This is a genomic window from Nocardia sp. NPDC004718, assembly GCF_053601535.1.
Map to the genome: position 1 here is coordinate 248,822 of NZ_JBSGCA010000003.1, position 24,584 is coordinate 273,405.

Sequence of the window (24,584 nt, forward strand, 5' to 3'; positions counted from 1 at the left end):
TCAGCTCTGCGCTCGTCGCCGCGCCGCCACAGCACGGCGTGCCTCCTTCAGCCGCGCTCGCACCGCGTCGGGATCGTCCTCGGCGTCGATATCGACGGTGCTCGCTGCGATCGCCTCGTACTGCCGTACCTTGCGCGCTTCCTGGTACTCCAGTACGTCGTCCAGCCGCAGACGGTGACGGGAACCGATGCGCTCGGCAGGCAGTTCACCGCGCTCGATCAGCTTGATGACCGTCGGCCGGCTGACGCCCAGCAGGTCGGCTGCTTGCTGCGAGGTCAGTGTCATGCTGCGCGGCGCGACAGTTACGGCTTTACCCGCCTGCATCGCCGTGACCACCTGCACCAGTGCCTCGTGTACTTCGGGTGGGAGCTCTATCCGATCGCTTTCGCTCGCACCGACCAGCGCATAGCGCACTGAGGGACCCGGACCCTGCGAGATGGCGTGCGCGATCAGGAAGTCTAGCAGCGAAGGCAATGTTTCAGTGTGTTCCGGCACGAACGTCCGCGCTTCGATCGCCGTAGTCATGTCTGTGCCTCCATTCGCACATCAAGCGAAAATTCCGCAAGATGTTTCGAATCTTTCGAATAAGCATCGCACGGCTTCCGTGCGATGTCGAGAGAGGTGGTGGACACAGTTCGGCAACTGCTCGTGTTGCGCCGTGCTCGGTCGCCTCGGTCAGCGGAAGCGTGTGAGTGCGCGGCACGGAGAAGGGGCGGGCACGTCTCCTCGGAGGAACGAGGTCGGCGGCACGCCCATCAGGCTGCGGAAATCGGCTGTCATGTGGGACTGGTCGTAGTAGCCGGTTCCTGCCGCGATGTCGGCCCACGGTGTGTCTTCGGCTCGGGACAAGACGCGCCGGACGCGGTCGATGCGGGCGAAGTGTTTCGGGGAGACGCCGATTCCGGTGGTGAAGAGGTTGCGGAGCTGGCGTTCGCTGACGGAGAGGCGTGTGGCGAGTTCCGGGACGGGGAGCGGGTGGGCGGCGGCGATGGTGGCTACGGCGGTGGCGAGCAATCGGCGGTGGGCGCGCTGGGCCGGGTCGTCGGGGATGCGGCGCGGCAGTTCGTTCTCGAGGTACGGCACGACCTCGTCGTGCTCGAGTTCGATCAGCTCGGCGGCGAGGTGCGCGACCGGGCCGGGTAGGTCGTCCAGTCGCGCGACGCGATCGGTGAGGTCCCCCGCGGGGACTCCGAGCAGCGCGGGGACGGCGCCCGGCGCGAGTCGAAGGCGCACACAGCCCGCGGGTTTGCTCGCGCGCGAGTAGCTCGCCTTGGTCTGCGGGCCGACGACGAGCGCGGCGCGGGTAGCTCCGGCATCCCCGTGTTCGGCGCGCAGCACGATCGTGGTGGCCGTCTGCGGAATGTGCGCGAACGGCTCGGAGAGGTCGAGCACGGTGGGGATGCGGCCGAGTTCGACCAGCCACGGCCGCAGCGACTCCGGTGCGGGCTCGGACGTCTCGACCAGATCGGCGGTCACGACGCGCGGCAGGGTGATCACCGGATCCACTGTAGGCAGTCGCGGCCACGCCAGGTGTGCCGGAATTTCCTAGAGACCTGCGCGAACGCCCGGCACCGTGGTCCCCATGATCGTGATCACGGGTGCGACCGGCACCATCGGCAGTGAAATCGTCCGGCAGTTGAGCGAGCGGGGGATATCGGTTCGCGCCGTCACCCGGAACCCGGACCGGGCGGAGGTGCCCGCAGGCGTCGAAGTGGTGCGCGGCGATTACACCGACCTCGCGTCCATGGCGAAGGCGATGGCCGGTGCGGAGGCCGCGTTCGTCGTCGGCGTGCTGGGCCCGGAATATGTGGAGGCCGATCGGGCGCTCATCGCCACCGCGCGGGATGCGAAAGTTGCCAGGATCGTCAAACTTTCCGCCATCGGCACCGGCGATACCGGTCTCGGCCGGGTCGGAACCTGGCATTTGCCCGGCGAGCAAGCCGTACGCGAGAGCGGAGTCGACTGGACTATTCTGCGCCCCAGCTCTTTTGCCTCCAACACCTTGAGCTGGGCCGCCGCGATTCGTGCCGGGCAGCCGGTGCCGAATATGACCGGCTTCGCCGCACAAGGTGTGATCGATCCCCGTGACGTCGCCGGTGTCGCCGCCGAAGCGCTGGTTTCCGCCGAGCACGCGGGGCGGATCTACACCCTCACCGGGCCCGAATTGCTCACCACGCACGATTTGGCCGCCACTTTGGCTACCGTGACCGGCCGCACGGTGGAGGTTGCCGACATTCCGGAAAACGAGGCGCGGCAGCACATGCTGGCGTCCGGAATGTCCGCCGAATTCGCGGACGGTGCGCTTGCGGGGCAAGCCTATGTGCGTGCGGGACATAACGCGATCGTCACCGACGACGTGCGGCGGATACTCGGGCGGGCGCGAACTTTCGCCGAATGGGCTGCGGACAATGTGCGGGCATTCGATGCCGCGGTGCGCACGTCATAGGGTATATGTGATTGGCCTCACATCGAATTGCCGAACGCTGCCTGCTCGGCAAGGGTGACATGACTGGCCGCGTGGTCAGTGCGTTTACACGAAAAGGGGATTCGGATGCGTCGACGGGTCATGACGGTCTTGGTCGCGCTCGTAGCGGGAGGTTCGGCAGCGGCGTTCGGCGGGGCGAGTGCCTCGGCGGTCGCGGTGAATCCGTTCCCCGGTGGCACGGAGGTCTACTTCGACAACGGTGAATCCGCGGCGATCGCGAACCTGAACCTCGGACCGGCGCTGAGCCAGGTAGCCGTCGCATGGTCGCCCGGAGCGAAAGCGCTTCTCGGCGACGGGATCACCGAGCATGCCCGATGGGCCACCGAAACCCCGACCGGAGGGGTGTCGATCGAGGTCTACGGGGCATTCATCCAACCCTCGCTGGTCACGGTCACCACGCTGCGCGGCTGAGCTTTTTTCGTTTCGGAATTCGGTGTGCCAGCGGTATGCTCGCCCATGGCGTTATGCGCATGAGACCTCCTGGCGGATGCCCGGACGGGACGACACTACGTGTGCCGTCCCGTCCGGTGTTTCATCATCGTGCTCGGTTGCCCGCGGTTTCCGGGAACGCGTCCTGAGCGGCCATTTCCTGAGCGATCGCCGTCGCGAAGGCGTCCACGTCGGCCTCGGTGGTGTCGAACGAGCACATCCAACGGACCTCGCCGGTGCGCTCGTCCCAGGTGTGGAAGCGGAAGCGTTTCTGCAGCCGCTCGGTGACCTCCCGAGGCAGTATGGCGAAGACGGCGTTGGCCTGGACCGGCCGTACGATCTCGACACCCGGCACCCGGGCGACGGCCGTGGCCAGCCGGGCCGCCATCGCGTTGGCGTGCCGCGCGTTGCGTAGCCACAGGTCACCTTCCAGCAGCGCGACGAACTGCGCCGACACGTACCGCATCTTGGAGGCCAGCTGCAACGCGGCCTTGCGCAGGTACTGCACGCCGCGCACCGCGTCCGGGTCGAGCACCACGATCGCCTCACCGAGCATCAGGCCGTTCTTGGTGCCGCCGAACGACAGCACGTCCACCCCGGCGTCAGTGGTGAACGCGCGCGGCGGCAGGTCGAGCGCGGCGGCCGCATTGGCCAGCCGGGCGCCGTCCACGTGCAGCAGCATGCCGCGCTCACGCGCCAGCCCGCCGATCGCCGCGATCTCACCGGGCGTGTAGAGGGTGCCGAGTTCGGTGCTCTGGGTGATGGAGACGACCTTGGGCTGGGCGTGGTGCTGATCGCCGAAGCCCCATGCGTACCGGTCGAGCAACTCCGTCGTCAGCTTGCCGTCCGGAGTGGGCACCGGGATCACTTTCAGCCCGGCCACCTTCTCGGGTGCGCCGCACTCGTCGAGGTGGATGTGCGCGGACTCCGGGCAGATCACGGCGCTCCACCGGTCGCACATCGCCTGCAACCCGACCACATTCGCGCCGCTGCCGTTGAAGACCGGATAGACCTCGGCACGCTCGCCGAAATGCCCTTTGATCAGCTCGCGTAGCCGGGCGGTGTGGACGTCCTCGCCGTAGGCCGGCTGATGTCCCTTGTTGGCGGCGGCCAGCGCCGCCATGATCTCCGGGTGTACGGAGGCGTTGTTGTCGCTGGCGAATCCGCGTAGCGGCTCGCTCTCGGTAGCGCTGTCGCTCACCGGTCCTCCTCGGTCGACACGGGGAACGCGCCGTTCTCGTCGTGAACCACCACCTCGCCCCGACGGTCGATCACGTCGAGGTGGCGTCCTGCCCGGGCGTCATGGGGAACTATTCGCGATCGGTAGATTCGACCGGACATCGGGTCACGGCTGACGGGCGTCCGTGGTGGTATGGGCGGTCACATCGCTCATGACTCTCGGCAGACGTCGGGACCGACCATCGAGCGACGAGATCGTATAACGTCGGGCGTGGACATCGCTCCCGCAATGACTTGGGAGGCCCTATGGATCCCATGGCATGGGCCTGTTGGTCTAGGATGACATTATTCGAACGTGCGTTCGATAGCTTGCAGGTTGGAGGAGGTAAGTGACGAACCCGCATGCACCCACGGACAGCGTAACCGACAGCTCCCTGACTTGGGATGATGGTGAACGCGCCGCGCTCGTATCTCTAATGCGGCTGAAGCCAAAGAATGGAGACTGGTCGTGCCTGACCGAGGAAGTAATTCAACATGGCGGGGCGAGGGCGCTCTGGGATGCCATCCATCCCCGAGATCTATTCGGTGAATCAGACAACCCTGATTTCTTGGAAGCGGCGCGAAGTGACATCGAGGTATGGAAGCGTGGTCCTTTCGAGTTCCATACGTTCCGCGATAATTCCTACCCTCCGCAACTGCGCACGGTCCGGCAGATGCCGCCCGTAGTCTTCACGCACGGATTGCTGCTCGACCACGATGACGGCGTGTGTGTCGTAGGCTCTCGTCGATCTTCCGATGGTGGTGTCCGTTTTGCAGAAGAGGTTGCCCGCAGCCTGGTTGCGCGCGATATTTCTGTCGTGGCCGGACTGGCTGAGGGGATTGATACGGCGGCGCACAGAGCAGCGCTCGATTCAGGCGGTCGAACGGTCGCCGTGCTAGGCAACGGTCTCAACCATGTGTACCCGCGATCCAATCGTGAGCTACAGCGAGAAATCTCGGAGCGGGGTATGTTGCTGACGCATTTCCTGCCTGAATACTCACCCACGAGATATTCATTCCTGGCAAGAAATGTAATTATGAGTGCCTACGGAGTGGCGACGGTGATCGTCGAAGCCGGAGAGCACAGTGGAACTCGTACGCAGGCGCGGGAAGCGGTTGCGCACGGCAGGCCGGTGATCCTGAATGCTACGGTTGCCGAATCGACCGAGTGGGCGCGGCAACTTCGTGGAAAACCGGGTGTCTACGTTGCCGATTCTCCATACGAAGTAGCGCAGCATATCGATACGATTCTGGGACACCGTGCGCTGGTCCGAAACTGGCTGCACAACGATCGATGAGATCCATCAGCCCTGCGGCCAACGTGCTGAGACAGGTTGTCCAAGAGCGTGTCGGGACCACCTTCCACAATACCTACGTGCCGGGGACACCTGGAATATGCCGGGTGTGCCGTGGCCCGGCGGCCAATGCCGATTACTGTGGACCATGCCGAGAACATCGTACAGTGTATGGAAGTCTTCTTGCCGATAAGACGATTTTGTTGACGTACGCGCAGGGTAACCTGCCGGGAGGCAAGCATCAGTCGGCTCACGAAGTACGTGCGTATAAAGAGGGCGTCGACCTGTGTCGGGAAAACCTTCAGCTTGTGATAAGGGCGGCAGTCACCCTTCATCATAGATGCATTGCTGCGGACCTCGGCTGGCGCTGGGATTCGTTGACGTTCGTTCCCTCGCACCAGCGAAATGGACGGGAGCATCCTGTATCGACCCTCGCCAACGCTGTACTGACGAAGCTGACTTCGCCGCCGATTCTGCCCACAAAATTTTTGCTCGATACCGGGCCTGGCGCTGACGTGCGGCATGCACTTGTGAATGACCGGTTTATCGTACCGGACAGGTATCGTTCGGTGGTGGAAGGTAAGAACGTGCTCATCGTCGATGACACGTGGACAACTGGTGCAAGTATGCAAGGGGCCGCGATCGCTGTGAAGGATGCGGGCGCGCGTACCGTGACGGCCTTATGTTTCGATCGATGGCTGCGCTGGGACTGGTCTGAGCATGCGCAACTGCTGAAAACACTCCGAAATCACTATGACCCTCTTGCTTGCCCGATCAACGGGAATATATGTTCGGCGGCCGCCCAGTTTGTGGTGGCTCCGGCGAGCGAATGATTCACCGAGTCAACTGCATTGCCGAGTAGGTTGCTCATGACGCCCCGGACGACACGACGCGTGCCGCCCCGTCCGGTGCGCTCGTCAGTTCGCTGTCGAGCGGAAGCCACGCAACCGCAGGCTGTTGCTCACCACGAAGACCGAGGAGAACGCCATCGCGGCGCCCGCGAGCATCGGGTTCAGCAATCCCGCCATGGCCAGCGGGATCGCGGCCACGTTGTAGGCGAAGGCCCAGAACAGGTTGCCTTTGATCGTCGTGAGGGTGCGGCGGGACAGGCGGATCGCGTCCGCCGCCGCCCGCAGGTCGCCGCGGACCAAGGTCAGATCGCCCGCCTCGATGGCCACGTCGGTGCCGGTGCCCATGGCCAGGCCCAAGTCGGCCTGGGCCAGTGCCGCGGCGTCGTTCACACCGTCGCCGACCATCGCGACAACTTTGCCCTCGGCCTGCAACCGCTTGACGGTGTCGACCTTGTCCTGCGGCAGCACCTCCGCGATCACCTCATCGATGCCGACTTGTGCGGCGATCGCGCCGGCGGCGGCCCGGTTGTCGCCGGTCAGCATGATCGGGGTGAGCCCGAGAGCGCGCAGCTGGGAAATCGCCTCGGCCGAGGTGGGTTTTACCGCGTCGGCCACCACGAGCACACCGCGCGCCTCGCCGTCCCAGCCGACCGCGACGGCGGTCTTTCCTTCGGCTTCGGCCGCGCCCATCGCCCGGGTCAGGTCGTCGTCGAGATGCTGTGACCAGTCGGCGAGCAGCCGCGCGCGGCCGACGACCACCGCGTGCCCGTCAATCGTGCCCTGCACGCCCAGGCCCTCGACGTTCGCGAAATCCTCGACCGGCTTCAGCTCACCCACCCGCTCGCGGGCGCCCTTGGCGATGGCCTGGGCGATCGGGTGCTCGGAGGAATCCTCCAGTGCCCCGGCCAGTTCCAGAATCCGTTCGGCCTGCTCACCCTCGGCCGCGACGACATCGAGCAGCGTCATCTTGCCCGCGGTGACGGTGCCGGTCTTGTCCAGCACGATCGTGTCCACCCGCCGGGTCGACTCCAGCACCTCGGGACCCTTGATCAGGATGCCCAGTTGCGCGCCGCGTCCCGTGCCGACCATCAGCGCGGTCGGCGTGGCCAGTCCGAGCGCGCACGGGCAGGCGATGATCAGCACCGCCACCGCCGCGGTGAACGCCGCGGCCACCGAACCGCCGGTGCCGAGCCAGAATCCGAGCGTCGCGACCGACAGCGCGATGACGATCGGCACGAAGATCCCGGAGATCCGATCGGCCAGCCGTTGCGCCTGTGCCTTGCCGGTCTGCGCGTCCTCGACGAGCTTCGCCATCTGTGCCAGCTGTGTGTCGGAACCGATCCTGGTGGCGCGCACCACGATCCGGCCGCCCACGTTGACGGTCGCGCCGACCACGGCGTCGTCCGTGCCGACCTCCACCGGGACGGACTCACCGGTGAGCATCGAGGCGTCGACGGCCGAGGAACCTTCCACCACGACGCCGTCGGTGGCGATCTTCTCGCCCGGCCGCACGACGAACCGGTCGCCGACCGTCAGCTGCTCCACGGGAATGCGCAGCTCGGTTCCGTTGCGCAGAACCGAGACCTCCTTGGCCCCCAGCTCGAGCAAGGCCCGCAGCGCCGCACCCGCCCGCCGTTTGGCGCGCGCCTCGAAGAAGCGCCCGGCCAGGATGAACGTGGTGACACCCGCCGCGGCCTCCAGGTAGATGCTGCCGGTGCCGTCCATCCGCGAGATGGTGAACTCGAACGGGTGCGTCATGCCCGGCCTGCCCGCGGTGCCCCAGAACAAGGCGTACAGCGACCAGCCCAGTGCGGCCAGCGTCCCCATCGAGATCAGGGTGTCCATGGTCGCGGCGCCGTGGCGCAGATTGGTCCACGCCGCGCGGTGGAACGGCAGCGCGCCCCACACCACGACCGGCGCGGCCAAGGTCAGCGACAGCCACTGCCAGTTGGTGAACTGCAAGGCCGGGATCATCGCCATGGCGATCACCGGCACTGACAGCGCCACAGAGGTCAGCAGTCGGGTGCGCAGGCTCGCCGCGGGATCTTCCTCGGCGGCGATTTCTTGCGGCTTCGGGGGCGCGGGCAGGACGGCGGTGTAGCCCGCTTGTTCGACGGTGGCTATCAGGTCGTCCGGCGAGACGTCACCGGTGACGTCCACCCGGGCCTTCTCGGTGGCGTAGTTCACGGTCGCGGTGACGCCGTCGAGCTTGTTGAGTTTCTTCTCGATCCGGGCGGCGCAGGACGCGCAGGTCATTCCACCGATCACGAGTTCGACCTGCCCGGAGGGCGGCGGTTGTGTCGCGGTGGTCATCGTGGGTGCTCCGTTCTGTGCGGCGGTCGGCGGGTCAGTGCACGTGGCCGTCCGGCGCCTGCTGCTGACCAGTGTGTTCGTTGTGGCTCGAGACGTCTACGGCGGGGGTACCCGGCGCGACGGCCAAGGTGAATTCGGCGGTGCGGACCACGCCCTCGTGCTGGAAGTCGAGGAACAGGCGGTAGTCGCCCGCGCTCGGCGCCGTGACGGCGAAGGTGATGCCCGGTCCGGCCGCGGTCACGCCGTCGCCGGGGTGGCCTTCCGGATGGACGTGCAGATAGCCCAGGTCGGCGGCGCGCAGGGCCACCAGATGGCCGTAAGCGCCGAGGTAGGGCTGTAGGTCGGTCACCGGCTTGCCCGCGCGGCTCACCGACAGCGTCACCTTGGAAGCCCGACCCGGAACTGCGGCGCCGTCCAGCGTGACGGTGTAGTCGCCGACGTTGGTGGTGGAGGTCGCCGCGGGCAGCTGCTGGGGGTCGTAGACGCCCGCCACCAGCAGGTCCGCGCCGAGTGTCAGGTTCTCGCCGCCCTGCGGAGTGAAGTCGGCGAACACGCGATAGTCACCGGCGCGGCTGAGGTCGAGTGGGACGCTCCAGGTCCCGTCGGCGCCGAGCACCGGGTGCACGTGCTGGAAGGCGGCCATGTCCCGGCGCACGACGATCAGGTGCAGATCCTTCTCGTGGCTGCGCACGTAGCGGGTGACGGGCTTTCCGTCCCGGTCGAGGATGGTGAAGCGCAGCGGTACGTTCGCCGCGGCGGTGGCTCGGGTGGTGTCCAGCCGCAAGGTGTAGCCGCGGTCGGTCGCCACCATTCCTCCAGGTAGTGCGTGGTCCTCGCCTTGGGCGGTGCCGTGTGCGTTCGAGTCGTGGGCGGCGGGTTCGGTGGGCTCCGGCCCGATTGTCGCACCGGCCGCGAGGGCGATCCCGAAGACCGCGGCGAGGCCGAGGGCGAAACCGCCGAATTTGATGATTGCGTTCATCGGAGTGCTCCGTCCGTCAGCCGACGACCGCGTAGCCGGCGCGAACCACCGCCGCGGCGAGTTCGGCGCGTTCGATCGGGGTCGCGCTCTCGACGGTCACCAGTCCGTCGGCGAGGTCGACGGCCACCGACTCGACGCCGGAGATGCGGCCGATCTCGGTGCGGACCGATGCGGCGCAGCCGCCGCAGGTCATGCCGGTGACGGTCACGGCGGTGGTGCTCATGGTCGGTGTCCTCCTGCTGGTTCGGCTGTTTCTCGATCTCTACCCTACCCCCCTAGGGTATCAAGATGTCAAGTCGTCGCGCAGACGAAAGCCCGGCCCGCGACGAGTCGCGGACCGGGCTGTGTGGGTCGGGATCAGCGGTAGGTCACCAGCGCGACGGCGGGTGCCGAGACCACTTGCACATCGGCCGAGTCCGATACCTTGACGTGTAGGAATCCGCCCTCGATCGCGATGTGGACGTCGTCGACGGTGCGTGCGGCCCGGCCTTCACGGTCCACCAGGGAGTAACCCTCGACCAGGACAACCCTGCTCGCGGGCCGCCATTTCGCTTCCATCGCCGTGCCTTTCGTCGGTGCCGCGGGCGGGAAGTCGAGCTCTGGCTCGGCGACATGGTTGAAGTAGTTCGACAAGACGTTCAGTGCGACATGGCCGACGATCTCGCTCAGTTCGGCGTCGCTGACGCCACGGGCGCGCGCCGAGGCGAGGCCGGCGTCGTCGAGCCGGCCGCGGGAGCGGAGCATGTCACGGGCGACGCGCAGGATCGCGTCGGCGTGCGGGTCGTCGGCCCGCGCCGCGCGGGTGTCGGCGATCGCCTGCTCGGTGAAGCCCATCCGGTCGGCGCGCATGGTGTGCGCGGCGGTGCAGTAGTCGCAGCCGTTCTCGCTGGCGACCAGCAGGGCGAGTTGCTCGCGCACCCGGGCGGAGAGCTTTCCCTTGGTCAGCGCGTCGCGCAGGTCCAGGTATCCGCGCAGGGTGGCCGGGCTGTTCGCCATCGCGGCGTAGAGATTCGGGACCCGGCCCAACTGGCGCTGCACCTCGGCGAGCAGATCGGACTGCTCGGCGTCGGCGGAGTCGGTGGACACAAGGGGCAGGCGGGACATCGAAGCCTCCAGCTCGAACAATATGGTACCGATCGGTGCCGAATAAATACGGTACTGAGCGGTTCCGTCTGGGTCAAGTGAGATGGTACTGCTCGGTTCCGTTCTGCTAACGTGGAGTCATGCCAACCCAGGCCAAGCAACGTTTGCTCACCACGGCGGAGGAGCTGTTCTATGCCGAAGGCATTCGTGCCGTAGGCATCGATCGCTTGCTCCAGGAGTCCGGCGTCGGCCGGGCTTCCTTCTATCGCCACTTCGCGAGCAAGGACGACTTGGTCGTCGCGGTGCTGGAGGATCGCGACCGCCGGTGGCTGGACTGGCTGCGCGAATCGGTCGAACAAACCGTCGACCCGGCCGCCCGCCCGCTCGCGGTCTTCGACGCTCTGGCCGAACGGTTCGCCCGCAGCGACTTTCGCGGCTGCGCGTTCATCAACACCATGGTCGAGGTGGCCGATCGAGAGAGCGCCGCCCATCAGGTCGCCGATCGCCACAAGCGCCGGGTGATCGAATACCTGAACGAACTGCTCACCGAAGCGGGACGATCCGACGCTGAGGAGCTGGCCGCCGAACTCGCGCTGCTGGTCGACGGGGCGATCGTCACCGCGGTCCGTGAGGGAACTCCGGAAGCGGCCCATCGTGCGCGCACGATCGCGGAGCGTCTGCTCGCGAGGCGGTGAGAGTTGGCGTACTACCGCCGATTTGCATGCGGGGTCTACTCGCTCGCGGTGATCGGGCCCGTGGCGTGTACCCGCTTCTCGGCTACGGACCTGTTTGCTTCATGAACTCGTCGCGAGACGGTCGGCGTTGTGACGAGGCCACCCGGATCGCTGAGCGGCGCCCGGGGTAGTCATCGCGGACCCGTCGCTGTCGGCGTCGTGGCGACTGCGGCCGTTGGGCGAGCTCACCGGCGTGCCACCCGGTGGAGTCGTCGCCGGACCGCCTTGGTCGCAGCGGTCCGAATGCCCGGTGCGGGAAGTGCGGTCGTGGGTACGCGCGCCGGGTGCCGCCCCGGCTGACTTATCGCGGGGCGGCACCTGCTGGAATCAGGCGGAGTGCAGGTTGCGGGCCGTGGGTGAGGTGTCGGTCGTGGCCGGGTCGGGGTAGGTGCCGAAGAGGCGGTCGGCGGTGCCGGAACTGGTGACCGTGAACCAGTAGTGCTCGTTCTTGTAGTGGTGGTGGCGATGGTTGCGCCAAACCGCCCGGTAGAGCGAACGTTTCGGCTTGTAGTCGGTGTGGATCAGGTAGTGCGTCCACTCGTAGCCCAGGCCGAGCAGGGTGATGGTGATCAGAAAGGTCAGGCCGAGGCCCGAACGGGGGAAGGCGAAGGCCGCCAGCGCGATCAACACCACGACCAGCGCTGCCAGCGTTTTCGTCGGGATGAAGATCAGCGGGATGTCGCGCGGATCCACGTGGTGCTCGCGGTGCTTGCGGGCCAGTTCGCTGTCGAGTGCGATCGGGCCGAGCCGCCGTGGCCGCCAATGCAACACCGTGACGTGCACGATCCACTCGAAGACCGGGAACGCCGCCAGCATCACGGCGGGGACCAGCAGATCGGTGAGCTGCCAATCGCCGACGAGGACGCGAGCGATCAGCGCGCCCACCAGCGTGGTCCCGATCATCCACGGCGAGGGGTGGCGGAGGAATTCTTCGAATGCCTGGCCGAGGGTGAGTCCGCGCCGCAGCGCCCGCTCATCCCTGCGTACCCGCGCCCGTGCGTCCGTGTCGATCGAAGCGTGTTCGGATGCTTTCGGTTTGGTCATGATCGTTCCTAGCTGTGCGTGACCGGCGGTCCGCCGAGGACCTCGATCAGGGCGGTGGTCGCCGGCTCGAGCAGCGCCCGAGCGGTGCCGGCGGCCTTCTGCGGCCGGCCCGCGGCGATGGCGGCGGCCAGTTCGCGGTATGCCTCGACGTTGCCCACCTCGGCGGACATGATCGGGGCCAGCGCCGCGAGCGCCGGTTCATAGGCGGCGCGCAACATGTTGAACATCAGCCGGAACACGATCGAGTCGGCCGCGTCCACGACGTGATCCCAGAACTCCATCGCATGTCGTTGCTGTGCGATCGGATCCTGTTCGGCGGCAAGCGCTTCGAGGGAAGCGTCCAGCAGGGGACGAACCTCGCCCGCGCCGATCGCGCCGACCCGGCGCGCGGCCAGCTCCGCCACCTTCGGCCCGTTGTGCAAGCGGGCCTCCAGAATGCTGCGTGCGACCGACGGGTCCAGTTCCCCGGCCTGCACCAGCAGCCTGGGCAGAACCTCGAGCCCCGCGCCGCGTCGATAGTCCAGCACGGTCGTCGCGTCTCCCTGGCGCACCGCCACCAGCCCGGCCGCGGCCAGCCGCTGCAAGGCTTCCCGCACCGCGGGCCGGGACACCCCGAGTGCCTCCGCCAACTGCCGCTCACTGGGCAAGGTCGCCCCGGGCGCCAGCTCACCGCTGAGCACATCCGCGGCGATCTGCTCGAACACGTCCGCCGACACCGATCGCTTGACCACAGGTTGCAACGCCATGCCTCTACTGTGCGCCTCGGTGGTCGGGAGGTCAAGTGGTCAGACCAATTCCGGTCTCAAGGAGCTGGCGTTGGCCGACGGATGGGCGGTGCGCAAGTGTTGGATCGCGGTCGGCTCGCCGTCTGATCCGTGGCCGCGTGACCATGACAGTGCGAAACCCCTGAAGCTCTTGTGGCTCAGGGGTTTCGCATGTGGTGAGCGTGGTCGCGGGATGTCCGTTGTCACCGATGGGTCGGCGGGGCGGTGAGGGTGGGGCGGACCTTGGTGAGCATCAGGTCGAGGAACTGGTCGGGGTGGCGGAAGGAGGCGAAGTGGCTGGCGTCTTCGATCAGCGCGAAGTGCTTGACCGGCGCGGTGACATCGTCGAAGAACCGCTTGGCCGGTTCGGGCGGGGTGAGGGCGTCTTGGTCGCCCTGGAAGATGAACAGTGGGATATCGAATGTGGTGCCCTCGGTCCATTCGTCGATCGTCACGGCCTCGGGTGCAAATCGCTCGGAGAAGGTCATGCCTTTGAAGTAGGTGCGCAGTTCGCCGAGCGTGTGCAGCGGTGAGAACCACAGCGAGCGGATCACCACGGTCTTTATGGTGTCGTAGGTGAGCGGATCAGTGGTGACGACGAGCCTGTTGTACTCCGCCAACTGCTCGGCGGACCACGCTGACTTGTCGGCACCCATGCCGGTGACCGTGGCCAGCTCTTTACGTTTTCCGGCCTGCTGCAGCCGGCTCACCAGTGCGTTGTATGCCGAATGGTTGCGCCCGCCGGCGTTGATGTTCTGGTCGGCGCCGACGTAACCGCTGTACAGCTGAGGGTGGTTGCGGGCCAAGCGCAGCCCGACAACGGTGCCGAAGGAGTTGGCGACCAGCAGGACCTTCTCGACGCCGAGCCGGGCCCGTACATGCTCGGTGACCTCGAGGGCGTCGCGGTACCACCGCTCCAGGCTCATCTCACCCTGTCCGTCCGGCGCGGTGCGGCCGAAAGTCTTGGCGGCGCCGCGCATATCCCACCGCACGATGGTGAAGTGTTTCTCCCAGCCGCGGGTGCGTGGGGCGAAGACGAGGTTGGAAGCGCCGGGGCCGCCGTGGATTTCGACGATAACCGGATTGCGCAGGTCGTCGCCGCGGATCGAGATCCACTGGTCGATACCGCCGATGCGGATGAAGCCGGACTCGTCGATGCCGTTCGCCGTGGTGATGCGCAGCCGCTTGGCGTTGGCCGCACGCCTGAGCTGCCGGTGGCCGAGCAGCCCGGCAACGGGCGCGGCAGCGGCAGCGACGATGGCGGCGAGGACGATGGTCGTAAGCATTGTTATCTCCCTAAACTGTTTATGCCGTCAGCAGTTAGGTTTAAGGTATATACAATTGGAGGTGGGTGTCAACCCATCCGCCGGTAACCACCAGAAAGGACTGTCATGGCCAGGACAGACGCTGCCCGAGAAGGTAAGGAAAAGGCACGTGACCTGCGGGCGAGCGTGGCATTGCTGTGGGGGGAGCAGGAGCGGCGCACCCGTGGGCCCAAGCCCAAGCTTTCGCCCCGCGGCATCGCGGAGGTCGCGGTGGCACTCGCCGATGCCGAGGGCTTGGACGCCGTGTCGATGAATAAGGTCGCCGCCGAGTTCGGCGTCTCGGCGATGGCGCTCTACCGCTACGTGCCCGGTAAAACCGAACTCGTTGAGCTGATGGTCGAAGCCGTACTGACCGATTGTCCCGATCTGTCGGTTGTCGGCAGCGGATGGCGGCTCCGGCTCTCGCAGTGGGCCCGCCGGTCATCGGAGGTGTACCAGAACCATCCCTGGTTACTCGCCGCGACCGCGATGCGTCGTCAGCGCATGGGGCCGGCCCAACTCGCTTGGCTGGACGCCGCACTGGCGGTTCTGGAGCCGACCGGCCTGACCGCCGCCCAACGGCATCAGGTCTTCCTCCTGATCGTCGCTCTGGTGCGCAACCACGCCCAGCAGATGGCCGACTTCGATGAGAGCCACGACGAGGAATGGAACCGCCTCACCGGCGATCTACTCGACCGCCACGCCGACCGTTTCCCCGCCCTGACCAAAGCCATCGCCGAGGGCGCGTTCGCGCCGGAGGCTATTGCCGACCCGCTCGAATTCGGCCTCGAGCGCATACTCGACGGCGTCCAGATGCTCATCGACCACGGCGGGAAATGACATCGCTTCTGCCGCCGCCCCGTCCGAGACAACGGTGTCGTGAATGGCCTCGCCGTCGGCGAGTCGGTCGATGTGGCGGTGTTCGAGTCCGACGCCGGTCTGTGCCCGGCCGAGATCCCTCAATCCGCAGGGGAGATCCGAACACTCCGGGCCGCAGGTCAGCCGCTGCGCAATCCGAAAAGTTCACGCGGAACGGACACTGATGGACGTCGATGCGCGCCTGGCGCATGGGCACTTTCGCGAGGTGGCGTGTGGTTTCACGGAGCGGACGGCCGCGCGCGAGTGCTCGGCGCTGCGGTGCTCTTGGCCGGCGATTCAGGTGGGGTCGGAGCCCTGCACGGCGGAGAGCCAGATCGTGCAGGCGGCGGCGATGGTGGTGGCGGCAAGGAAGACCGAGAAGCCGCCGCCGTCGAGGTAGACCCACAGGAGGGCGGCGATGGGGGCGGCGACGGTGGATTGGGAGTCGAGCAGGAGGCGGCGCCGCAGGCGGGTGGCCTTCGCGATGTGGACGGGTGCGCCGGGGTCGGGGCGGCTGGGGTTATCGATGAGACGACCGGGCGGTTCGACGTCGCGCATGCGGCCGGACGGGTAGAGGCGTCGTCCCGCGACGTGAATCGTGCGGTCGGTGAGTTCCCCCTCGGTTTCGGTGAGAGTGACCAGCGCGGGATCGAAGTACACCGGAACCCACCGCGGGCGACCTGTGCCGCCCACCTCCAACCACGACCGGCCGACCAAGCGATGCTGCTGACGGATGCGGGCAACCCGAACGGTCGGCGCGCTGGGCGGACGACTGAATCGGAGTATGCCGAATGCGAGGGCGAGCCGATACCCGGTGTACCCGCAGACGCCGAGCGCGACGGCCGCGATCGCCGCCACCTGATCCAGAGTGCCGAACGGCGCCCAAGCGGCACAGACCGCGAGGGCGCCGATCGTCACGTTGATCGGATAGGCCAGCGGATGGCCCAGTCCGGAACTCACTTCAAGAAGCCGACTTTCGTGTAGTCGTAGGACGCCAGGCCGGGTGCGCCATAGTTGGCCAGGTCGGCGCGCACCGCGAGATTGCCTGCGGACTGCATCAGGGGCAGCGAGTGGCCTTCCTCGAATACCTTGCGGTCGACCTGGTTCGCCAGTTCCCTGGCCTTGTTCGGGTCGAGTTCGGAAACCGTCTGCTCGATCAGCGAGTTCAGTTCCGGCGATCCGATGCGACCGTAGTTGCCCTGCAGATCGTTCGGGTTGTATCCGTAGATCTGGTTGAGGCTGCCGAGCGGGAACGGGTCACCCACCCAGGTCCACTGGCCCACGTCGAAGTTGCCCGGCTGGATCACCTCGGTGAAGAAGCCCTTGCCCGGCTTGGTTTCGATGTTCAGCTTGACCCCGATCGAGGCCAGGTTCTGCTGGATGATCTGCGCTATCTGCACCCAGGTGTCCTCCTGGTACATGACGTCGCGGATCTCGAGTTTGCGGCCGTCCTTTTCCCGGACATCGCCGTTGAGCTTCCAGCCCAGGTCGTCGAGTTCCTTCGCCGCGGCGGCGGGATCGAAGCCGAGGCTGTTGTCCTGGTAACCCGCCTGGCCCTGGAGGTACACATGGTTGTTCAGCGGCTTCGGATGCTCCACCAGGCCGTTCTGGATGGCGGTGACGATGCCCTGCCGGTCGATGGCCTTCGAGATCGCGACGCGCAATTTCGGATCCGCGAGGATGGAACCGGGGGCGCCGTTGAAGGTGAAGTGGTTCCAGCTGTTGCCCGGCGCCCGCCGGATGGCGATCCCCGGCGTGTTTCGCGCCGTGCGCAGTTCGTCGCGGGTGCCGAGGCCCACCGCGTCGATCTCGTTGTTCTGCAACGCGGGCAGTTGCGCGGAGGAGTCGAGCACGCTGAAGGTGATCGTGTCGAGCTTGGGTGTGTCGCCCCACCACTTGGGGTTGCGGCCGAGGACGATACGTCCCTGTGCCCTATCGGTGGACTGCACGAGGAACGGCCCCGCGGTCAGCGTGATGCCGTCGACCAAACCCTTGTTGAACGCCGCGGGAGTAGCCGTGACGGACTTCGGGAACAGGAATGTATTGCCCGCGAACTGCCCGCGCCACTCGGCGTAGTGCTGCTTGAACGTGATGATCGCCTGCCGGTCGTCGACGCCGCGCTCGACCTTCTCGACCCGATCGAACCCACTGTTGTTGGCGATCAGGAACGACTTGTCGGCGCCACTGAGCGCGTTCGCCTGGGACTGGATGTCCTCCCAGGTGATCGGGGTGCCGTCGGACCACACCGCCTTGGGATTGATCGTGTAGGTGACCTGCTGCGGATCGGTCTTGGTCAGCTGTACGTCGGTGAAGTAGTCGGTGTTGACCGAGAGCTCGCCCGCCGCGTTGGTGCGGAACGCGCGCGGCAGCATCGGCCGTTCGATGGCGCCGGTCTCGGCGTCGTTGCCGTCGTTGGACAAGGCGTTCCAATTCGCGGGCAACGCCGAAATCGCCAGCCGGAGGTTACCGCCTTCGCGCAGCTCGCTGACATCGTGCGGGTTGATGTCGTTGGTGGTGCCGAGTTCGGCGGCCGAGCCCGCGGGCGCGCCCTCCTCGTCCGAGCTACACCCGGAAGCCACCAACCCGATCGCGACGGCGGCTATCGCCAGTCGTGTCGTCAGTGAACGAATCCGCATGGTTCGCTCCTTCCCGCAGCGCTGCTGCGTGTCTACTTCAGGAAACCGATCTTGGTGTAGTCGTACGACGCAAGCCCGGGAGACCCGTAGTTGGCGATGTCGCCGCGGACGCCGAAATTACCCTCGGACTGGGTCAGCGGCAGGGAATGGCCCTCTTGGAAGACCGCGCGGTCGACCTGGTTGGCCAGCTCGATGGCCTTCGCCGGGTCCAGCTCGGAGAGGGCGCGATCGATCAAGGCGTTCAGTTCCGGAGACCCGATGCGACCGTAGTTGCCCTGCAGATCGTCGGGGTGAAAGGCGTAGATCTGCGGCATGCTGCTGAGCGGGAACGCGTCGCCGGAGAACACGAATTGCGCGGCATCGAAATCTCCGGGCTGGATGACCTCGGTGAAGTAGCCCGCGCCCGGCTTGGTATCGATCACCAGCCCGACACCGACGGCGGCCAGGTTCTGTTGAATGATCTGGGCGATCTGTACCCACGTGGGGTCGTTGTACATGACGTCGCGGACGACCAGCTTGCGCCCGTCCTTCTCCCTGACGTCACCGTTGAGTCTCCAGCCCAGATCGTCGAGTTCCTTCGCCGCGGCGGCGGCGTCGTAGCCGAGGCTGTTGTCTCGATAACCCTCCTGTCCTTGCAGGAAGATGTGATTGTTCAACGGCTGAGGGTGCTCCACCAGACCGTTCTGGGTGGCGGTGGCGATGCCCTGGCGGTCGATGGCCTTCGAGATGGCCACGCGCAGTTTCGGATCGGCGAGGATGGAGCCGGCGGCGCCGTTGAATGTGATGTGGCGCCAGCGATTACCCGGCGCCCGGCGCACGACCATGCCCGAGGTGCTGCGGACGGTCTTGACGTCATCGATAGTGCTCAGCCGCACCGCGTCGAGTTCGTTGTTCTGCAGCGCGCCGACCCACGCGGCTCGATCGAGCACGCTGTAGGTGATGGTGTCCAGCTTCGGCCGATCGCCCCACCATTTCGGGTTGCGTGCCAAGACGATGCGGCCTTGGCCGCGGTCGGTGGACTCGATCACGAATGGGCCTGCCGTCGGACCCATATGGTCGACCAGGCTGTGGTTGAACGTCTCCGGATCGGCGGTCACCGACTTGGGGAACAGCGCCATGTTCCCGGCGAACTGGCCACGCCATTCCGCGTAGTGCTGCTTGAACGTGACGACGGCTTGCCGGTCGTCGACGCCGCGCTCTACCTTCTCGACTCGGTCGAACCCGCTGGTGATGGCGATCAGAAAGCGCTTGTCCGCGCCGCTGAGCGCGTTCGCCTGGGAACGGATGTCCTCCCACGTGATCGGGACGCCGTCGGACCACACCGCCTTCGGGTTGATGGTGTAGGTGACCTGCTGTGGATCGGTGCCGGTGAGCTGGACGTCGGTGAAGTAGTCGGTGTCGACCGTGAGCCGGCCCGCGGCGTCGGTGGTGAACGCGCGCGGCATCAGCGGCCGCTCGATGTCCGCGATCTCGCCGTCGTTCCCGTCGTTGGACAGCGTGTTCCAGTTCGCTGGGAACGTTGTGGCGGCCAGCCGGAGATTTCCGCCTTCGCGCAGCTCGTCGGGGCTTTTCGGATTGATGTCGCTGGTCGTGCCGAGCTCGTCGGACAGGCCGGTCGCCGACTCGGCGCCGTCCGCGCCGCACCCGGCGACCACGAGTCCGAGCGCGACGACGGGAATCGCCCAGCGCGCCGAGCGCGGGCGACCACAGCCCCGGATGGATCGGATCCGCATCGCGCCCTCCTACTATCTGCTGACTGCCGGCACCGGCACCGCGTCGATCAGCGCCCGCGTGTACTCGTGTTGCGGGGCGGCGAAAATCTGCTCCGCCGGGCCGTACTCCACGATCTTCCCGCGATACATGACCGCGATGTCGTGGGCCAGGTTCCGCACCACGGACAGATCGTGTGAGACGAACAGATAGGAGAGGCCGCGCTCGGTCTGCAGGTCGCGTAGCAGGTTCAGCACACCCGCCTGGATCGAGACGTCCAGCGAGGAGACCGGCTCGTCCAGCACCAGTAGCTCCGGGTCCAGCGCGAGTGCGCGGGCGATGCTGATGCGCTGTTTCTGGCCGCCGGAGAAGTCGCCGGGGTAACGGTCGGCGTGTTCCGGGCGCAGACCCACCTTTTCGAGCAGTTCCGGTACCCGGTGGGCGATCTCGGCTCGCGGCCGCCCGTCGATGCGCAACGGCTCGGCGAGGGCGTCGAAGATCGGCAGGCGGGGATCGAGGGAGGCGGTGGGGTCCTGGAAGACGATCTGCATCTTGCGGCGGATCTCCCGTTTGCGCGCCTTGCTCAGGGATCCGACGTCGTTGCCCATGATCTCGATGGCGCCCGATTGCGGCGGGACCAGATCGAGGATCTGGGTGAGGGTGGTCGATTTGCCGGAGCCGGACTCACCGACCAGCGCCAAGGTGCGCCCGCCGCGGACCTCGAAGCTGATGCCGTCGACCGCCCTGATCTCCCCCTTGCGGCGGCGCAGCACCACACCGGAGGTGATCGGGAAGACCTTCACCAGGTCCGAAACCCGCAAAACCACGTCCGACTCCACCCGCGCTTCGGCCTCCGGCTCGGCGATCTCGCGCCGATAGGCGTCGAACAGCTCGTCGGTGCCGACCTCGGCGGTGCGGATGCAGGCGGCGGTATGGCCCGGTTCGACTGCCTCCAGCGGCGGTTCCGCCGCCCGGCATTCGCCGATCGACACCGGGCAGCGCGGTGCGAACGAGCAGCCCGGCGGCAGCGCGTGCATGGCGGGCGGGGCGCCGACGATCGGGATCAGCGGTCGCCGCGGCGGACCGTCCATGCGCGGGATCGAGCCGAGCAGACCAACGGTGTACGGCATCCGCGGCGCGTTGAACAGCTCGCTCGCGGTGGCGGTTTCGACGATCTTGCCCGCGTACATGACGGCGACCCGATCGGCCAGGGTCGCGGCGATGCCCATGTCGTGGGTGATCATGATGACGCCCGCGCCGGTGATGTCGCGCGCTTTGCGCAGCAGATTGAGGATCTGCTTCTGCACCGTCACGTCCAGCGCGGTGGTCGGCTCGTCGCAGATGATCAGCGCCGGGTCGTTCGCGATCGCCATCGCGATGACGACGCGCTGGCGCTGGCCACCGGAGAATTCGTGCGGAAACGCCTTGGCCCGCACTTCCGGGTCCGGGATACCGACCAGGTCGAGCAGCTCCACCGCACGCTTCGCGGCGTCGCCTCTGCTCGCCTTGCCGTGCGCCAGCAGGGCTTCGGCGATCTGATCGCCCACCCGGTAGACCGGCGTGAGCGCCGAGAGCGGGTCCTGGAACACCATGCTGATGGAACTGCCGCGCAGCTTGGACAGTTCGCGATCGCCCAGACCGAGCAATTCGCGTCCGCGGAACCGGATGGAACCGGTGATCCGCGCCTGCTCCGGCAGCAATCCCATCACCGCCAGCGAGGACACCGACTTGCCCGAACCGGATTCACCGACGATGGCGAGCACTTCGCCGTCGGAGACCGTGTAGTCGACGCCGCGCACCGCGTCGATGCGGCCCTCCTCGCTGGGGAAGGACACCCGCAGATCGGTGATCTCCAGCAGTGGCGCGGTGGAGGTCGTCGTCGTCATGCCTTCGCCTTCTTCTTCGACCGAGCCCGCTTCGCGCCGGGATCGAACGCGTCGCGCAGTCCGTCACCGACGAGGTTGGCGCACAGCACGGTGATGATCAGCAGACCACCCGCGAACAGGAACAGCCAGGGATAAGTCAACGCTGATTTGGTCCCCGCGGCGATCAGCGAGCCGAGCGACACGTCCGGCGGCTGCACGCCGAAACCTAGGAAGCTCAGCCCCGTTTCGGCCATGATCGCCGAGCCGACGGTGAGGGTGGTGTCGATGATCAGGATCGAGGCGATGTTCGGGATGACGTGGCTGAGGATCACCGTGCGGGTGGGCGCCCCCATGTAGCGCGCGGCCCGGACGAATTCGCGATCACGCAGGCTCAGCGTCAGGCCGCGCACGATCCGCGCCGAGATCATCCAGCCGAAGCAGGACAGCAGGAGGATGAGCAGCAGAATGGAACCGCTGCCCTTGGTGCGCGGCGCGAACAGCGCGATGATGATGAAGCTCGGGACCACCAGCAGCAGGTCGACCAGCCACATGATCGCCCGGTCGGTCCAGCCGCCGAGCAGTCCGGCGAGTGAACCGGCGGTGGCGGCGATCGTGGTGGACAACAGCGCCACGCACAGGCCGATGACCAGGGACTTCTGCAATCCGCGCAGGGTCTGCGCGAGGACGTCCTGACCGATCTGGGTGGTGCCGAACGGATGTTCCGGGCTCGGCGGCTTGAGCAGGGCGGTGTAGTCCAGCTGCTGGTAGTCGTAGGGCAGGAAGGGCGGCAGTGCGAAACTGACGACGAACAGCGTGATGAGGACGATGCCGCCCGCGACGGCGGGTTTGTTGCGCAGGAAGCGCCGCAGGACCAGCTTGCGCCGCCCGGTCGCGGCGACCTCGGGCGCGCCTTGGACGATGATCTCGGCTTCGGTCATCCCACACGCACCCTTGGATCGAGAATCGCGTACACGATGTCGGACAGCAGACCCGACACCAGCACGACCAGGCCGGCGAACGCGGTGACCGTCACCACGACGTACAGATCCTGGGCGTTGATCGAGTCGACCAGCCACTCGCCGACGCCGTGCCAGCCGAAGATCTTCTCGGTGAACGTCGCGCCGGTGATCAGGGCGCCGAGACTGTAGGCGAACAGCGTAGCCATCGGGATCAGCGCCGTGCGCAGGCCGTGCTTGTACAGCGCCTTGCTGCGGGTGAGCCCCTTGGCGCGGGCGGTGCGGATGAAATCGCTCTGCAGCACGTCGAGCATCGCGTTGCGCTGGTAGCGGCTGTAGCCCGCCATCGCACCGAGGGCCAGCGCGGTGGTGGGCAGGATGAGGTGCTGGATGCGGTCGAGCAGTTGCGGCCCGAATCCTTCGATCTTGTTCGCCGACGTCTCGCCGGTGTAGAGGAAGATCTGCGATCCGGTGAGCGAGTTTATCTCCAGCGCACCGTATTTCAGCAGCGTCGCGAGCAGGAACACCGGCGTGCTCAAGATCAATAGCGACACCACCGTGGTGAAGTAGTCACTGAACTTGTACTGCCGGATCGCCCCCGCCGCGCCGATCAGCACGCCGAGCACCGTGCCGACCAGGGAGCCGACGATCAGCAGCCGCAGACTCACCGCGACCCGCCGCGGCAGCTCCTCGCTGACCGGCTGACCGGCCAGCGTCGTGCCGAAATCACCGTGCGGAATGCCCTTCAGCCAGGTGATGTAGCGCTCCGGGATCGGGTCGTTGAGGTGCAGCTCCTCGGCTTTGGCGTCGATCACTGCCTGTGGCGGGCGCGGATTGCGTTGTTCGAGACTGTCCAGCGGCCGGAACGTCAGGGACGCCAAACTGAACGTCAGGAACGAAGCCAGCAGCAACAGCACGACATAGTTGAGCGCGCGTCGTAGCAGGAAGCCGGTCATCAGTCCTCTGGTCTTTCGGCTGGACGGGCCAGCGTCGGTATTAGCCCCCGATCATAAGGACGTGGTTCGCGGCGCGCGTGCCACACGACATCCGGGCATGTCCGGGGCACATCCGAGCACGGTGGCCGGGCGCGAGCCGCAGGTTGTCCGGCAGGATGGAATGGGTGACGCCCCTGCACCTCCCCAAACCGAAGATGGTCGCCACCGATGTGGACGGCACGCTCATCGATCACGACGAGCGGGTGACCGCGCGGACGAAGGCGGCGGTGGGCGCCCTGATCGCCGACGGTGTGCCGTTCGTGCTGGCCACGGGCCGTCCGCCGCGCTGGATCGACCCGGTGGTGCAGGGGCTCGGGTACGCGCCGCTGTGCGTGTGCGGCAACGGCGCGGTGATCTACGACAGCGCCGCCGACCGGGTGCTGGTCAGCATGACGTTGGACGTGCCGACGCTCGCCTGGCTCGCCGACGTCGCCGAACGTGCCTTGCCGGGCTGCGGCCTCGCGGCCGAACGCGTCGGCGAGAGCGCGCACGACGCGGTGACGCCCCAGTTCGTCAGCTCGCCCCAGTACGAGCACGCCTGGCTCAATCCCGACGACACCTCGGTCGCCAGGGAGGAGGTGATCGACGCGCCCGCCATCAAGATGCTGATCCGGCTGCCGGGTGCGCGCAGCTCGGACATGCGCACGGTGCTCGCGCCGCTGATCGGCGAACGCGCCGACATCACCTACTCGACCGAGCACGGGCTCATCGAACTGTCCGCGCCCGGCATCACCAAGGCCGCGGGGCTGGCGGTGGTCGCCCAGCGGCTCGGCGTGGACGAATCGACCATCGTCGCGTTCGGCGACATGCCCAACGATGTCCCCATGCTGACCATGGCCGGCCACGGTGTCGCGATGCGCAACGCCCACCCCGAAGCCCTCGCCGCCGCCGACGAGATCGCCGAATCGAACACCGACGACGGAGTCGCGCGCGTACTCGAACGCTGGTGGGTGTGAGCTGTGTTCGATTTGCCGCGCCTGCGGCGCGGCGTGTTCGCGGCCCCCTTATGGCTCGCGTCCGAGCGACCGCCGCGTACGCGACGAAGGAGCAAGCGGCGGTCGCTAG

The 24,584-nt window shown here is 66.8% G+C and carries 23 protein-coding genes; 7 read left to right on the forward strand and 16 right to left on the reverse strand.

Annotated features, from left to right (window positions below):
- Both ACWEH3_RS04505 and ACWEH3_RS04510 read right to left on the reverse strand, forming a co-directional pair.
- Positions 1 to 525 (reverse strand): helix-turn-helix domain-containing protein, encoded by a 525-nt coding sequence (locus tag ACWEH3_RS04505; RefSeq protein ID WP_450016848.1) that lies wholly within the window; start codon positions 523 to 525, stop codon positions 1 to 3.
- A gap of 150 nt (positions 526 to 675) precedes the next feature.
- Positions 676 to 1,497, reverse strand: a complete 822-nt coding sequence (locus ACWEH3_RS04510; RefSeq protein WP_450016850.1) for a helix-turn-helix domain-containing protein — start codon at positions 1,495 to 1,497, stop codon at positions 676 to 678.
- An 85-nt stretch (positions 1,498 to 1,582) separates the two neighbouring features.
- On the opposite strand from ACWEH3_RS04510, the gene ACWEH3_RS04515 reads away from it, so the two are divergent.
- Both ACWEH3_RS04515 and ACWEH3_RS04520 read left to right on the forward strand, forming a co-directional pair.
- Positions 1,583 to 2,446 (forward strand): SDR family NAD(P)-dependent oxidoreductase, encoded by an 864-nt coding sequence (locus ACWEH3_RS04515; protein ID WP_450016852.1) that lies wholly within the window; start codon positions 1,583 to 1,585, stop codon positions 2,444 to 2,446.
- Positions 2,447 to 2,551: 105 nt separating this feature from the next.
- Positions 2,552 to 2,896 carry a hypothetical protein gene (locus ACWEH3_RS04520; RefSeq protein ID WP_450016854.1) on the forward strand — a complete coding sequence of 115 codons (345 nt, stop codon included), beginning with the start codon at positions 2,552 to 2,554 and terminating at the stop codon, positions 2,894 to 2,896.
- A gap of 124 nt (positions 2,897 to 3,020) precedes the next feature.
- On the opposite strand, the gene ACWEH3_RS04525 is transcribed toward ACWEH3_RS04520, so the two are convergent.
- A complete protein-coding gene (locus ACWEH3_RS04525) occupies positions 3,021 to 4,115 on the reverse strand; it encodes a threonine aldolase family protein (protein ID WP_450016855.1) in 1,095 nt (364 codons plus the stop codon).
- A 367-nt stretch (positions 4,116 to 4,482) separates the two neighbouring features.
- Here ACWEH3_RS04525 and ACWEH3_RS04530 point away from each other — a divergent pair, with 367 nt between their 5' ends.
- Positions 4,483 to 5,430 (forward strand): DNA-processing protein DprA, encoded by a 948-nt coding sequence (locus ACWEH3_RS04530; protein WP_450016857.1) that lies wholly within the window; start codon positions 4,483 to 4,485, stop codon positions 5,428 to 5,430.
- 200 nt (positions 5,431 to 5,630) lie between these two features.
- Complete coding sequence (locus tag ACWEH3_RS04535) at positions 5,631 to 6,260, forward strand: ComF family protein (protein WP_450016859.1); 630 nt, start codon at positions 5,631 to 5,633, stop codon at positions 6,258 to 6,260.
- 84 nt (positions 6,261 to 6,344) lie between these two features.
- Here ACWEH3_RS04535 and ACWEH3_RS04540 read toward each other — a convergent pair whose 3' ends face one another.
- The 4 genes from ACWEH3_RS04540 to ACWEH3_RS04555 form a co-directional block, all read right to left on the reverse strand.
- Complete coding sequence (locus ACWEH3_RS04540; protein WP_450016861.1) at positions 6,345 to 8,591, reverse strand: heavy metal translocating P-type ATPase; 2,247 nt, start codon at positions 8,589 to 8,591, stop codon at positions 6,345 to 6,347.
- A 34-nt stretch (positions 8,592 to 8,625) separates the two neighbouring features.
- On the reverse strand, positions 8,626 to 9,570 hold the full coding sequence (locus tag ACWEH3_RS04545; protein WP_450016863.1) for a hypothetical protein: 945 nt from the start codon (positions 9,568 to 9,570) through the stop codon (positions 8,626 to 8,628).
- 16 nt (positions 9,571 to 9,586) lie between these two features.
- Positions 9,587 to 9,793: a heavy-metal-associated domain-containing protein gene (locus ACWEH3_RS04550; RefSeq protein ID WP_450016865.1), complete on the reverse strand. Its 207-nt coding sequence runs from the start codon at positions 9,791 to 9,793 to the stop codon at positions 9,587 to 9,589.
- A 134-nt stretch (positions 9,794 to 9,927) separates the two neighbouring features.
- Positions 9,928 to 10,674, reverse strand: a complete 747-nt coding sequence (locus ACWEH3_RS04555) for a carboxymuconolactone decarboxylase family protein (RefSeq protein WP_450016867.1) — start codon at positions 10,672 to 10,674, stop codon at positions 9,928 to 9,930.
- A gap of 119 nt (positions 10,675 to 10,793) precedes the next feature.
- Between ACWEH3_RS04555 and ACWEH3_RS04560 the strand changes: the two genes are divergently transcribed.
- Entirely contained in the window at positions 10,794 to 11,348 is a 555-nt protein-coding gene (locus ACWEH3_RS04560) for a TetR/AcrR family transcriptional regulator (protein WP_450016869.1), read from the forward strand.
- A gap of 366 nt (positions 11,349 to 11,714) precedes the next feature.
- On the opposite strand, the gene ACWEH3_RS04565 is transcribed toward ACWEH3_RS04560, so the two are convergent.
- The 3 genes from ACWEH3_RS04565 to ACWEH3_RS04575 form a co-directional block, all read right to left on the reverse strand.
- Positions 11,715 to 12,431: a sterol desaturase family protein gene (locus ACWEH3_RS04565; protein WP_450016871.1), complete on the reverse strand. Its 717-nt coding sequence runs from the start codon at positions 12,429 to 12,431 to the stop codon at positions 11,715 to 11,717.
- A gap of 8 nt (positions 12,432 to 12,439) precedes the next feature.
- Positions 12,440 to 13,177, reverse strand: a complete 738-nt coding sequence (locus tag ACWEH3_RS04570; RefSeq protein ID WP_450016873.1) for a FadR/GntR family transcriptional regulator — start codon at positions 13,175 to 13,177, stop codon at positions 12,440 to 12,442.
- 221 nt (positions 13,178 to 13,398) lie between these two features.
- A complete protein-coding gene (locus ACWEH3_RS04575; protein WP_450016875.1) occupies positions 13,399 to 14,481 on the reverse strand; it encodes an alpha/beta fold hydrolase in 1,083 nt (360 codons plus the stop codon).
- A 105-nt stretch (positions 14,482 to 14,586) separates the two neighbouring features.
- On the opposite strand from ACWEH3_RS04575, the gene ACWEH3_RS04580 reads away from it, so the two are divergent.
- Entirely contained in the window at positions 14,587 to 15,339 is a 753-nt protein-coding gene (locus tag ACWEH3_RS04580) for a TetR/AcrR family transcriptional regulator (protein WP_450016877.1), read from the forward strand.
- Positions 15,340 to 15,654: 315 nt separating this feature from the next.
- On the opposite strand, the gene ACWEH3_RS04585 is transcribed toward ACWEH3_RS04580, so the two are convergent.
- The 6 genes from ACWEH3_RS04585 to ACWEH3_RS04610 are packed head-to-tail and all read right to left on the reverse strand — an operon-like array spanning position 15,655 to position 23,480.
- Positions 15,655 to 16,317 (reverse strand): hypothetical protein, encoded by a 663-nt coding sequence (locus ACWEH3_RS04585; protein ID WP_450016879.1) that lies wholly within the window; start codon positions 16,315 to 16,317, stop codon positions 15,655 to 15,657.
- Positions 16,314 to 17,993 (reverse strand): ABC transporter family substrate-binding protein, encoded by a 1,680-nt coding sequence (locus ACWEH3_RS04590; protein WP_450016881.1) that lies wholly within the window; start codon positions 17,991 to 17,993, stop codon positions 16,314 to 16,316. Before ACWEH3_RS04590 ends, ACWEH3_RS04585 begins: the two co-directional genes overlap by 4 nt.
- Before the next feature lie 32 nt (positions 17,994 to 18,025).
- Complete coding sequence (locus ACWEH3_RS04595; protein ID WP_450016883.1) at positions 18,026 to 19,726, reverse strand: ABC transporter family substrate-binding protein; 1,701 nt, start codon at positions 19,724 to 19,726, stop codon at positions 18,026 to 18,028.
- A gap of 12 nt (positions 19,727 to 19,738) precedes the next feature.
- On the reverse strand, positions 19,739 to 21,589 hold the full coding sequence (locus tag ACWEH3_RS04600) for an ABC transporter ATP-binding protein (protein WP_450016885.1): 1,851 nt from the start codon (positions 21,587 to 21,589) through the stop codon (positions 19,739 to 19,741).
- Positions 21,586 to 22,506: an ABC transporter permease gene (locus ACWEH3_RS04605; protein ID WP_355073166.1), complete on the reverse strand. Its 921-nt coding sequence runs from the start codon at positions 22,504 to 22,506 to the stop codon at positions 21,586 to 21,588. Before ACWEH3_RS04605 ends, ACWEH3_RS04600 begins: the two co-directional genes overlap by 4 nt.
- A complete protein-coding gene (locus ACWEH3_RS04610) occupies positions 22,503 to 23,480 on the reverse strand; it encodes an ABC transporter permease subunit (RefSeq protein WP_445110234.1) in 978 nt (325 codons plus the stop codon). The genes ACWEH3_RS04605 and ACWEH3_RS04610 overlap by 4 nt, the downstream gene beginning before the upstream one ends.
- A gap of 155 nt (positions 23,481 to 23,635) precedes the next feature.
- Between ACWEH3_RS04610 and ACWEH3_RS04615 the strand changes: the two genes are divergently transcribed.
- Positions 23,636 to 24,475 (forward strand): HAD family hydrolase, encoded by an 840-nt coding sequence (locus tag ACWEH3_RS04615; protein ID WP_355073162.1) that lies wholly within the window; start codon positions 23,636 to 23,638, stop codon positions 24,473 to 24,475.
- The last annotated feature ends 109 nt before the right edge of the window (positions 24,476 to 24,584 follow it).